This is a genomic window from Nocardiopsis coralliicola, assembly GCF_054779695.1.
In genome coordinates this window covers 37174-48995 of record NZ_BAAGXT010000014.1, presented here as the reverse complement: position 1 = coordinate 48995, position 11822 = coordinate 37174, and the positions used below count along the sequence as shown (strand labels likewise).

Here is an 11822-nt window from a genome sequence, read left to right as displayed (position 1 = left end):
GAAGATACTTTCGGCGTCAAGCATGCTTGACTGCATGAACACCACCGCGAAGCGAACGGCCCTGGTCACGGGCGCCAACAAGGGCATCGGCCTGGAGACAGCCCGGCAGCTGGCAGAGGCCGGGTATTCCGTCTGGATCGGTTCGCGCGACCGCAACCGGGGACGCGCCGCAGCCGAGGAACTCTCTGCCCACGGCGCGGTGCGCGTCGTCGCACTCGACGTCACCGACGAGAACTCCGTCCGCTCCGCCGCGGCCGAGATCGGGGCGGCGCACGACTCCCTCGACGTACTGGTCAACAACGCCGCCACCGCTCAGGTCGAAGGCGAGGGGCCACCCAGCTCCGTTGCCCTCGAGACGGTCCGCGATGACCTCGAAGTCAACTTGTTCGGCCCGCTGCGGGTCACCCAGGCCTTCCTGCCCCTGGTCGAGAAGTCGCCCGAGGGCCGCATCGTCAACGTCAGCACCAAGATGGCCTCCCTGAGTCCGCTGACCGATCCCGAGAGCATCCAGAGGACCACCCAGAAGGCCTTCCCCATCTTCGCCTATCCGGTCTCCAAGACCGCCCTGAACAGCCTCACCGGTTGGCTCGCCGCCGAACTCGCAGACACACCGGTCAAGGTCAACTCGGTCTGCCCGGGCGTCAACCGGACCGACATGAACTCCGACCCCTCCGGCCAGCATCCCTCCGAGGGAGCCAGGGTCGCCGTGCGCGCCGCCATGCTTCCCGCCGACGGGCCCACCGGCAGCTTCTTCGACATCGACGGTCCCGCACCCTGGTGAACAGGGCCTCTGCCAGGTCCGGCGCTGTCAGTTCATTCCGAGTTCTTCATCGCGGGTGCAACCGCCCGGAGGCCTCGGGACACCTCAAGGGCTGGGCGAGCGCGCCAACGGCTGCCCGGGGGCCTCGTTTCTCCCGGGCGCGGCCTCAGCGGCCCCGCCGGCTTCAACGGCCGGCTCGGTTCGCGGCAGCCCCTGCGGAACCGGCCCTGCAGAGCCGCAAACTGCGCGGGAAAAGGCGCATCGGCCCGCGGGGAATCTCCCTCGGCGAGTACGGGGGTGATTCTGCGGATAATCCGCAGTGCGCATTTCCGGCAACCGCCCGGAAGCATCCCCCGGTTCCGCGGTCCCCGGACGCAGAAATCATGCGGTCACCCCGCACCCGGGGCGGGTGAGGCGGCGCGGCACCGGAATGCCCCGCAATTCTCCGGCGCAGCAGAAGCGTGCGAAGCCGCTGCGGGGCGGGAACTCCGCTGCACCCTCCGCCGTTCACCCCCTGACGGGCGCATGCTCCCGCCACGGCGCGGCCGCCCCGCCGGCGGGGCGCCCGGGGCGGCGGCGTGCGGATTCCTTCCTCGTCCGCATCCGCCGCCCGCACCGTCTCACATTCCCCACCCGGATACATCCGCATTCAGCCGCCTCCGTTCCGGGGGGCGCAATTCTCCGCAGGATTCCGACCGAATGCGGATAGCACCGGCCGGGCGCTTCCGGTTGGCCGCACCCGGCCGGAAGGCGGCGCCGCGGACCCGCCCTTTCCGCGGTGCGGCAGCCCCTCGGGCCGGCCGCACCGCTGGTCCTGGCGCCGCCGCGGTCCGGACGAGGGCGCTGCCGGGGCGGATCCGGCCGGTGAACGGTCAGTGTCACCTCGCGCAAGGCCCGGCGCAGCACCCGCCGGCCGCAGTACTGTGCCGGGGCCACGGCACCGTGGCAGCGCTCTGCCGCCCGAAGCGCACCCGCCGTCCGCGTCCCGCCCCCGGAGGCCATTTTGGACGCCCGCGACCCCCAGGACACCGCGCCCCGACTCCGCATCCTCATCGGCAGCGACACCTACCCGCCGGACGTGAACGGTGCGTCCTACTTCACCGCCCGGCTCGCCGACGGCCTCGCCGCGCGCGGCTACGACGTCCACGTCGCCGCCCCCTCGCCCACCGGCGCGCCGGCCGTCGTGCGCACGCCGGCCGGCGTCGTCGAGCACCGGCTGCGCTCCCTGACGTCGATCGCGCACCCCACGGTGCGCCTGGCGCTGCCGCCCGGAGCACCGGGCCACCTCGACCGGCTGCTGCGCCGGCTGCGGCCGCACGCGGTCCACGTGCAGAACCACTTCCTCATCGGCCGGCTGCTGCTGGGCGCGGCCCGCCGCAGCGGCACGGCCGTCATCGCCACCAACCACTTCATGCCGGAAAACCTGTTCGACTACGTGGGGGTGCCGCGCCCGCTGCGCGCTCCGGTGGCGCAGGCCGCCTGGGCCGACCTCGGGCGCACGCTGGCCGGCGCCGACCACGTCACCGCGCCCACTCCGATCGCCGCCGGGCTGATGGCCGCCCAGGGGTTCGGCCGGCCGGTGGAGGCGGTGTCCTGCGGCATCGACCTGGGCCGCTTCCGCCCGCCCAGGGACGGGGAGCGGGCCGCGGCACGCGCCCGGCTGCAGCTGCCGGACCGGCCCACCGCCGCCTTCGTGGGCCGGCTCGACGAGGAGAAGCGGGTCGAGGAGCTGGTCGCGGCACTCGCCCAGCACGGCTTGGAGCACGCGGTGCTGGTGCTGGCCGGGACCGGTGCGCACCGCGCCCGGATCGAGCGGCGCGCCCGCGAGCTGGGCGCGGCCGGACGGGTGCGGTTCCTCGGGTTCGTGCCCGACGCGGATCTGCCGCTGGTGTATCGCGCGGCCGACGTGTTCGCGATCGCCGGCACCGCCGAGCTGCAGTCGATCGCCACGCTGGAGGCGATGGCGAGCGGTCTTCCGGTGGTCGCCGCCGACGCCATGGCACTGCCGCACCTGGTTCGGCCGGGCAGCACCGGCTACCTCTACCCGCCCGGCCGCCCCGACCTGCTGGCCCGCCGCCTCGGCGCGCTGCTCGGCGACTCGGCGCAGCGGGCGGCCCTGGGGGCCGCGGGGCGCGCCGCTGCGTCCGAGCACGACCACGAGCGGTCGCTGAGCAGGTTCGAGGAGATCTACCGGCGGGCCTACCGGGACGGCGCCGGTGCCGCGGAGCCCTGACGGACCGCCCCGTCCGAGCGGGACGAGCGGGCCAGCGTGATCACGCCGGCCGCGCCGAGCAGGGCGGCCCCGACGGCCACCACCGCCGCGATGGGCTCAGTCGGCAGCGCCTCGCCGAAAAAGGCGACGCCGATGACGGTCGCGGCGATCGGATCGCTGATCAGCAGCGTCGCGTAGGCGAGCGCGAAGTGCCCGGCCCGGTAGGCGTTCTGCATGATCAGCCCGCCGGCGAGCCCGATGGCGAGCGCGATCGCGGTGAGCGGCTGCAGCAGCGCCCACGGGTCGCCGGCCGCTCCGAACATGGTGCTGCCGACGACGCGGCCGAACGCCGACGCCGCCGCATAGGCGACGCCGCTGGCCAGAGCCAGTGAGCAGGCGCGGGCGGCGCCGGACACGGCACGGCCCAGCGCGGTGCAGACCAGCATCGAGCAGCCCGCGAGCAGACCGATTCCGGTCAGCTCGCCGGAGTCGGGGCGCGGCCCGCCGGACCCGGGGATCGTGGACAGCAGGCCGGCCAGCGCGACGGTGACCGCGAGCGATCCGGTGACCTGGGCGGTGGTCAGGCGCCTGCGGCGGAAGAACGCCGACAGCATCACCGCGAACAGAAGTCCGCTGATCCCGATCGGCTGGATGACGACGAGCGGCGCGTGGCTGAGCGCCCACATGTGCGCCAGGATGCCCGCCACCGTCATCGACGTGCCCAGCACCCACATCGGGCGCCGCGCCACGGCCTTGAGCAGTTGCAGCTGGCCGACGCCGTTGAGCGGCGCGGCGGTGACCGCCCGCTCCTGGAAGGCGGCGCCTGCGGCGACCGCCAGGGCACCGGCGATGGCCGCGGCCACGGCCCACACGAGCATTGAACGACCGCCCTTCTTGACACCCGGGGGCGGGGCGTCGCAGTGCGCTGTCGGAATATCCGTATATCCGTCGGGACGCACCGCTCCGGCGCGTCGGCACCCTCGGGTGCACATCCGCCGCAGCGGCGGAGTGCAGACCGGCGCGCGGACGGCGCCGGAGGCGGGGGACGCGGTCGGGGGGAGGGCTCCACGAGGGTACTCCAGGTGGCGCGCGTTCGAGACATCCCGCCGCGCTCGGCCGGTGCCGAAGTGTCAGCGCACAGGCCTGCGCGCTGTTCGCCGCCGTGCCCGGCGGGAGCGGCGTCGGCAGCGGCGGCACGGGCGGGACGGCCGCGGGGCGGCGCCGGCTGCGACCGGGGCGGTGGAGCCGGCAGGGCCGGGCGGGCCGCTCAGCCCGGCGGCCGGTCGTCACTGCGCGGGGCCGGCGCCGGGGGCGGACGGGCCGCCGGGGCCGCCGGGGTCGGAGAAGGCGCGGCCGTAGCGGGCCCGGACGCGGGCGAGGACGTCGGGGTCGCCGCGGGGGACGGGCTCCAGGAAGATCTCGTCGAGCGCGGGGAACTCGGCGCGCAGGGTGGCGCCGAGAGTGACGCAGGTGCGCTCGAGTTCGGCGGCGCCGAGCCGGTCGTCGAAGTCGATGCGCACGCACAGCAGGACCCGGTCGACACCGACGACCATGGTCAGCAGGTCGACGACGCCGGTGACCTCGGTCCGGCCCTCCAGCAGCTCGCGGATGCCGCGGACCAGGGTGCTGTGCGCCTGCTGGCCGACGAGGAGCTCCTTGTTGGTGCGCGCCAGCTGGTAGGCGACCGCGACCAGGAGTATGCCGATGAGGACGGAGGCGAGGCCGTCCCACACGCCGGAGCCGGTGGCGTGGTGCAGGCTGACACCGGCAGCGGCCAGTGCGAGGCCGGTCAGTGCGGCGCTGTCCTCCAGCACGACGGTGGTGATGGCGGGGCTCTCCGGCCGCCGCAGGTAGTCGAGAGCGCCGCGGCCCTGCGCGCGCGCCTCGCTGCGCAGGGTGCGCACGGACTGCACCCACGACGTGCCCTCCAGGCAGGCGGCCAGTGCCAGCACGGTGTAGGCGAGCCAGGGCGCGGTCTGCTCGGCGCTCTGCCCTTCGGCGATGGTCCGCGCGCCCTCGTACAGCGAGAACATGGCACCGGAGGCGAAGATGCCGATCGCGGCGAAGAGCGCCCAGAAGTAGCCCTCCTTGCCGTAGCCGAAGGGGTGGCGCCGATCGGCGGGGCGGCCGGCGCGGGCATGCGCGGTGAGCAGCAGGATCTCGGTGACGGTGTCGCCGACGGAGTGCGCCGCCTCGGAGAGCATGGCCGCGGAGCCGGTGACGAGGCCGGCGATCAGCTTGAGCACACCCACACCGAGGTTGGCGGCGAGCGCGAAAACGATGGTGACGAGGGTGTGTCCACTGGACCGCGTCCGTCGCGGGCGGCGCCCCGGCGCGTTCATCGCGAGGCCGGCGAGGGGGTCGGGCGGGTTCCGCTCCCGGCCTGAGGATCACGCCGCGCGGGGCGTGCCGCGGCGCGCAGTGGGACGGTTCGCCACTGGACACGCCCCGGAGCGGATCCGTCCCGCGCGCGCCGTGGCGCCGGAACCCCGTCCATCCGCACCTCCCCTGCCCGGCTCCGACCATGGTGCCCGGATTCATCCGGTGCGCCCGGTACTGAACGGGGCGTGTCGCGGAGCGCTTGTGCAGGTCAGGGGAGACCTAGGGCGTGTCGAGTGGTCACCTGCCTTGCTGCGCGGCGCCCTGGGCGCGCACCGGCGGCTGTCCTGGCGCGGCGCGCGGGGGCCGGGCAGGGCGCCCGCCCCCGGGCGGCGCAGGGAGCGGCCGGCTCAGAGTTCGCGGTCCCAGGTCTCGGCGACGAGGTCGTGGCCGAAGCTGCGGTGCGGCTCTTCTGCGGTGCGGGTGAAGCCGGCGCGGGTATAGAGGGCGCGGGCGGCGGTGAGCGTGGACTGGGTCCACAGGGTGATGCGCCGGTAGCCGGCGCCGCGGGCGAACTCCAGGCAGGCGTCGACGAGGCGGCCGCCGACGCCGCGGCCGCGCGCCCACGGCTCGACCAGGAGCAGCCGGAGCTGGGCGGTGTCCGCTGCGGCGCGGGTGCAGGCGATGCTGCCGGCCCGCTCGCCGTCCACCTCGGCGATCCAGCCGGCCTCGGTGCGGCCGCCGGCGCGCTCGGCGAAGTCGGCGGCGATACGTGCCACCAGCGCCTCGTACTCGGTGTTCCAGCCGTATTCGCGGGCGTAGAGCTCGCCGTGCCGCTGGACGATCCAGCCGATGTCGCCGCTGCCCGGCGGGCGCAGCACCACCGCGGGCGCCGCCGGCGGGTCGAGCACGCGCCCCGCGGTGTCCAGGGCGGTGCTGAGGCGGTCCCGGTCCGCGGCGGACAGCCGGGACAGCAGCTCCCCCACCTGGGAGTCGGCGCGGGCCTCCATGAGGGCGGCTGCGCGGGCGCCCGCCGGGGTGAGTTCGACGGTGCTGCGCCGCCGGTCGCCGGGCGCCGGGGCGCGGGCCACCAGGTGGTCGGCTTCCAGCTGGGCGAGGACGCGGCTGAGCTGGCCCGCGTCGATGTCCAGGGCGCGGCGCAGGTCGGCGGTCTGGGTGCGGCCGCGGTGCAGGAGTTCGTAGAAGGTGCGGACTTCACTCAGCGACCAGGGCGAATCCAGGTAGGTGGGCCGGACCGCTCCAGCCGCGCGGGTGAAGACCCGGCTGAACGACCGGAAGCGGGCCACCTCGCCGGGGTGCACGGGAGCGGCGCCGGCCGGTTCTGCGCCGCCCTCCGGCGCGGCTTCAGTGCCCGGTCGCGCGGCGCGGGGCGCGTCGGCATTCGCAGGGTTTTCCATGACGGCCTCAATGGATTCGTTGACAGAGTCAAGTTCTTTCAGCATCTCCCGGGAGGCCGCGGATGGCAAGAGGCGCGGTCCCCGAGCGCTGAGCCGCGGCCGGCAGGCGCGGCGCCGAGGGCCGTTCCCCGGACGGCGGCCGCGGTCTAGGCTGGCGCGGAGCCGTCGCGCGGCTCGGCGTCCGGGCGTGTGCGGCCCGGAGGCGCTCTTCCCCTCGTCGGCCCTTGGGGAGGACGCCGGCGCGGCCCCCGCCGGCGGGTGCGGGGTCGCGCCCCAGCGCCGGCCCCTCCGTCCGCGCGCCGCGCACCGAACCGCAGGTGCGGAGCGCTGCGCTGCGTCGCCGGCCAGCGGCGGAGCGCCACGGAACCGACCGCGCGGAGCCTTCACCGGGCCACCCGGTCCGATCCCGGTTTCGACCGCTCTGAGCTGCAGGGATATCCGCGCGCGGGGTGCCGCATCCGTCCCAGCTTGTGCGACTCGCCAGTAACGCTGAAACTGACGGGGCCGAACGGGCCTGAGGAGCGGGGGAATGCCGATGCGCGGGTCACGAGTGCTCGCTCTGGGCCACTACCAACCCAGCACTGTGCTGACCAACGACGACGTCGCCCGGCTCACCGACACCTCCGACGAATGGATCCGGACCCGCGTCGGCATCCGCACCCGCCACGTGGCCGCCGACGGGGAGACCGTCGACGAGATGGCGGCGCACGCCGCAGCGAAAGCCCTGGCCGGTTCGGGCCGCGAACCGACCGACGTGGACATGGTCGTCGTCGCCACGTCAACGGCCCGCGACCGCAGCCCCTCGATGGCGGCGCGCGTCGCCGCCCGGATCGGGGCGCCCTCCCCCGCGGTACTCGACGTCAACGTGGTCTGCTCCGGGTTCCCGCACGCGCTGGCCACGGCGGACCACGCGGTCCGGGCCGGTGCCGCCCGCACGGCGCTGGTGATCGGCTCGGACGCGATGACCGACGTCGTGGAGTGGGCCGAACGCTCCACGTCCGTCCTGGTGGGCGACGGCGCGGGGGCCGCCGTCATCGAGGCCGACCCGGCCGCCGACCCCGCCGCGCCCGGCATCGGCCCGGTGTTGTGGGGGTCGTTCCCCGAACTGGGCAGCGCGATCCGGATCGGCGGCACGCCCACCCGGTTCGTGCAGGAGGGCCAGGCGGTCTACCGGTGGACCACCACCCGGCTGCCGGCGCTGGCGCGCGAGGTGTGCGAGCGCTCGGGTGTGGCCCCGGAGGAGCTCGGCGCCGTGGTCCTGCACCAGGCCAACCTGCGCATCATCGACTCGATCGCCCGGTCGCTCGGTGCGGTGAACGCCGTCATCGCCCGCGACATCGTCGAGTCCGGCAACACCTCGGCGGCCAGCATCCCGCTCGCACTCTCGAAGCTGCTGGAGCGCGGCGAGGTGGAGAGCGGCACGCCGGCCCTGCTGTTCGGCTTCGGCGGCAATCTGTCGTACGCCGGGCAGATCATCCGCTGCCCGTAGGCGGCGGCCGGCGCGGCCCTGCCCGCCGGGAAAGGCCAGAGGGAAGGGGAAGCGGCACCGGGCCGGAGGCGACTCCGGCCCGGCTGCCGCACTGCGCGGGCACCCGCCGCACGGGCCGCGCCACCAGTACCGCGGCGCCCGCCCCCGCTCACCCGGACTGACCTGCCCGCCCGCCCCGCCGCCGTGTCCGCCGAGGGCGGGCGGAATCGGACCGCCGGATGATTTTCCGCCGCACCCGATTGCGCGATCGCTAAAGTAAGCCTTACCTTAGGACGTGGCCGCGGTGCCCGAAACCCCATCGGGTGCCCGTTTTCCGCACGCTTTGAGGAGTGAGGCGCATGCCCGCGCAGACGGCGACCGCACCGCCGAAGGGGGCACACACCCCCCGCGCGGGATGGAGCACTCCCCTCCCCGATCCCGCGGCGCTGCCCGCGGCCCCCGCCTTCGAGGCGGAGGTCGTCCGCACCCGCATGGTCGCGCCGCACATGGTGCGCGTCACCCTCACCCACCCGTCGTTCGGCGACCCGGCGCGGTTCGCCCACCACGCGCCCGACCACCTCGTGCGGCTCCTGCTGCCCGGCACCGACGGACGGCTGCGCCTGCCGGAGTCCGCGATCGGCTGGTGGAAGGAAGCGCTCAGCTGGGACGAGGCGGAGCGCCCGGTGGTCCGCAACTACACGGTCCGCTCGCTGGACCGGGTGCGCTGCCAGCTCGACATCGACTTCGTCCTGCACCTTTCGAGCGCGGGTCCGGCCTCGTCGTGGGCGGCGGCCGCCGCCCCGGGGTCGACCATCGGCGTGCTCAGCGACCGGTCCGGGTTCGCCCCGCCGCCCACCGCCGAACGGCTGCTGCTGGTCGGCGACGAGACGGCCCAGCCCGCCCTCGCCGCGATCGTGGAGTCCCTGCCCGCCGGGGTCGAGGCCCTGGCCATCCTGGAGTCGGCCCCCGGCAGCGCACCGGAGATCCCCGACCGCCCGGAGGTGGAGCGGGTGCACCTCGCCCCCGCCCCCGGGGCCCCGGCCGGCACGGCCGCGCTGGCCCACCTGGCCGACCGCACCACCGTGCCCTGCTACGCCTGGGTCTCCGGCGAGTCCGCGCTCGCCACGTCGCTCCGCCGCCACCTCGTCTCCCGCGGCGTCGCCAAGGACCGCATCTACTTCTGCGGCTACTGGCGCCGCGGCACCTCCCACTAGGGCGTGCCGGGTGGGCACCTGTCCTGCTGCGCGGCGCCCTGGCACGCCCCTCGCGGCGTTCTCCTCAATCGACAGGGAAAACCCGCCCTGACTCATTCGTCGGCCTTGCGATGGGTGCACCAGGACCCCGCTCGCGACGAACGCCATCCACCCGACACGCCCCGGGCGTACCGGGTGGACAACTACCCTGCTGCGCACCGCCCTGGCACGCCCCTCGCAGCGTTCTCCTCAATCGACAGGGAAAACCCGCCCTGACTCATTCGTCGGCCTTGCGACGGGTGCACCGCCGACACCGCTCGCGACGAACGCCACCCACCCAACACGCCCGAGGACTACGCGCCCCGCGGCCCGGTCTCCGCCACGGACCGGGCCGCGCTGCTGCGCACCGGCGCCGCTCAGGGGCCCGCTGCGGAAGGCTGTGCCGCGGGCGCCCCCTCCAGGCCAGGGGCCGGGCCCCGACCGATCCTGCCTCCGCCGTCGCGGATCCGCGGTGCGCGCGGATAGCGGCCGGCTGGTCGCCCTGCCGGCCGCGGAGCGAGCCGTGGCGGGGCGGGAGAACCCGACCGCAGCGCCTGTGGGGCGGGCGGCTCCGCACCGCTCTCCAGCCGCGGGAGAGGGCGCGCCGCAGCGGGGTGACCGTGGGGCAGGCGGGGCAGCCGGGGTTCGGCGGGGGCCGGGTTCCGCTGGGTGGGCAGGTGGCGGGATCGCTGCCCGGATTCGGGTGCGCACTGTCGGTGCGGGCGGGGATGATCGGACCATGAGCGATTCCGACCCGCCGACCGGGGCGGCCAGCCGCCACCATGCCATCGACTACGTCGAGATCACCGTGCACGACCTGGAGGAGGCGAAGGGCTTCTACGCCACCGCGTTCGGCTGGAACTTCACCGACTACGGACCGGACTACGCCGGCTTCAGCGCGCCGGACGGGCCTGAGGCGGGCGGGCTGGCACGCGGGCGCGCCGGGCGGAGCGGCGGGCCGCTGGTCCTGCTCTACTCGGCGGACCTGGACCGGACCGTCGACGCCGTGGTGGCCGCCGGCGGCCGCATCATCCACGACCCCTACGCGTTCCCCGGCGGCCGCCGCTTCCACTTCGCCGACCCCAGCGGCAACGAGCTCGGCGCCTGGTCCGAGACCTAGGGCGTGCCGGCCGGCGCTCCGCCCGCCGTCGGGACGGGCGGAGCGGGTGGGCCTGCGCCCCGGTCAACTCTCTTCCGGGTGGTCGCGGAGGTGGGCGGCGGCCGGCGCTCCGGTGAGGGTGGGCAGGACGACTGCCTGGTAGGCGTGGTAGAGGTCGGGCTTGCCCTCCCAGACGCGGGTGGAGGGGCGGTTCTCCGCGTCGAGCTCGTGGTGCCAGCTGCCGTGCGCGCGGTCGACCAGATACCGGCGGATGTAGTCCCACCAGGTCCGGTACCAGTGCTCATAGCGCGGCTCACCGGTGCGGCGGCCCAGCGCCGCAGCAGCAAGCACCGCCTCCGCCGCCACCCAGTGCATGCGCTCCGCGACCACTGGGCGGTCACTCCAGTCGAGCGTGTAGATGAACCCGTCGGCGCCGTCCACCGCCCAGCCGTGCTCCACGGAGAGGTCGAAGAGGCGCTGCGCCGCCGGGAGGAGCCAGTCGGGCGCGCCGGCGCCCAGTGCCTCGTCCAGTTCCAGGAGCAGCCGGGCCCATTCCAGCCAGTGGCCGACGGTGGTGCCGTAGGGCCGGAACCGGTCCCGCGGCCGATCGGCGTTGTACTCGGGGTCGACCCTCCAGTCCGGGGTGAAGTGCTCGGGCAGCCGCCACCCGTTGTCCGCGGTGGCCCGCTGCACGGTGAATTCGGCGATGGTCAGGGCCCGCTCGGCCAGGGAGGGGTCGCCGATGGCGCCGGAGGCCGCGAGGAACGCCTCGACGAGATGCATGTTGGCGTTGGCACCGCGGTACTCCTCGGCCTGCGTCCACGCGCGGTCCCAGCTCTCCCGGGCCAGCCCCGTCGCGGGCTCGATGAACCGCTCGGTGACGGTAGCGAGCGCCTCCGCCAGCAGGTCGCGGGCTCCCGGCCGCCCCGCCGCGGTTGCCGATGCCGAGCCGAGCAGCACGAACGCGGTCACGTAGGCGCTCTTCGCGCTGTCGGCCGGAACGCCGCCGCCAGGGGCGGACTCGGCGTACCAGCCGCCGTGCTCGCCGTCGTGCAGGACGCCGCGGAGGCCGTCCAGAGCATGGTCGGCGAGGACCCCCGCTCCGGGCACCCCGCGCAGGTGCGCCAGCGAATAGACGTGTGCCATGCGGCCGGTGATCCAGGTCTCCGCGGTAGCGCCGGCGGGCCGCCCGCGCGCGTCCAGGGCACAGAAGCCGCCGCCGTCCAGTGCCGCCGCCGTACCGAAGTCCAGCAGCCGGAACTCCTCCGCCCGCAGCCACGCCCGGTGCCCGGCCCGGTCCACCCATCGGTCCAT

Annotated in this window: 9 protein-coding genes; 5 read left to right on the top strand and 4 right to left on the bottom strand. The window is 75.1% G+C overall.

Annotated elements, in window-relative coordinates; all coding sequences use genetic code 11:
• Positions 1–34 precede the first annotated feature (34 nt).
• Both ACYVGT_RS12710 and ACYVGT_RS12705 read left to right on the top strand, forming a co-directional pair.
• A complete protein-coding gene (locus ACYVGT_RS12710) occupies positions 35–781 on the top strand; it encodes an SDR family oxidoreductase (RefSeq protein ID WP_460857503.1) in 747 nt (248 codons plus the stop codon).
• A gap of 982 nt (positions 782–1763) precedes the next feature.
• The gene (locus tag ACYVGT_RS12705; protein WP_460857501.1) at positions 1764–2993 is read left to right on the top strand and encodes a glycosyltransferase; all 1230 of its coding nucleotides are present in this window, start codon (positions 1764–1766) and stop codon (positions 2991–2993) included.
• Here ACYVGT_RS12705 and ACYVGT_RS12700 read toward each other — a convergent pair.
• From ACYVGT_RS12700 to ACYVGT_RS12690, 3 genes are all read right to left on the bottom strand, one after another.
• Positions 2960–3850 carry a DMT family transporter gene (locus ACYVGT_RS12700; RefSeq protein ID WP_460857499.1) on the bottom strand — a complete coding sequence of 297 codons (891 nt, stop codon included), beginning with the start codon at positions 3848–3850 and terminating at the stop codon, positions 2960–2962. The two genes, ACYVGT_RS12705 and ACYVGT_RS12700, sit on opposite strands and share 34 nt — an antisense overlap.
• Before the next feature lie 408 nt (positions 3851–4258).
• On the bottom strand, positions 4259–5314 hold the full coding sequence (locus ACYVGT_RS12695; RefSeq protein ID WP_460857495.1) for a cation diffusion facilitator family transporter: 1056 nt from the start codon (positions 5312–5314) through the stop codon (positions 4259–4261).
• A 387-nt stretch (positions 5315–5701) separates the two neighbouring features.
• Positions 5702–6709, bottom strand: a complete 1008-nt coding sequence (locus ACYVGT_RS12690; RefSeq protein WP_460857494.1) for a bifunctional helix-turn-helix transcriptional regulator/GNAT family N-acetyltransferase — start codon at positions 6707–6709, stop codon at positions 5702–5704.
• Between the two features lie 535 nt (positions 6710–7244).
• Between ACYVGT_RS12690 and ACYVGT_RS12685 the strand changes: the two genes are divergently transcribed.
• From ACYVGT_RS12685 to ACYVGT_RS12675, 3 genes are all read left to right on the top strand, one after another.
• On the top strand, positions 7245–8198 hold the full coding sequence (locus ACYVGT_RS12685; RefSeq protein ID WP_460857491.1) for a beta-ketoacyl-ACP synthase III: 954 nt from the start codon (positions 7245–7247) through the stop codon (positions 8196–8198).
• 338 nt (positions 8199–8536) lie between these two features.
• Positions 8537–9391 (top strand): siderophore-interacting protein, encoded by an 855-nt coding sequence (locus ACYVGT_RS12680; protein ID WP_460857488.1) that lies wholly within the window; start codon positions 8537–8539, stop codon positions 9389–9391.
• A gap of 757 nt (positions 9392–10148) precedes the next feature.
• Positions 10149–10529: a VOC family protein gene (locus tag ACYVGT_RS12675; RefSeq protein WP_460857486.1), complete on the top strand. Its 381-nt coding sequence runs from the start codon at positions 10149–10151 to the stop codon at positions 10527–10529.
• A gap of 63 nt (positions 10530–10592) precedes the next feature.
• Here the strand turns inward: ACYVGT_RS12675 and ACYVGT_RS12670 are convergent, their stop codons facing one another.
• Complete coding sequence (locus ACYVGT_RS12670) at positions 10593–11822, bottom strand: AGE family epimerase/isomerase (protein WP_460857484.1); 1230 nt, start codon at positions 11820–11822, stop codon at positions 10593–10595.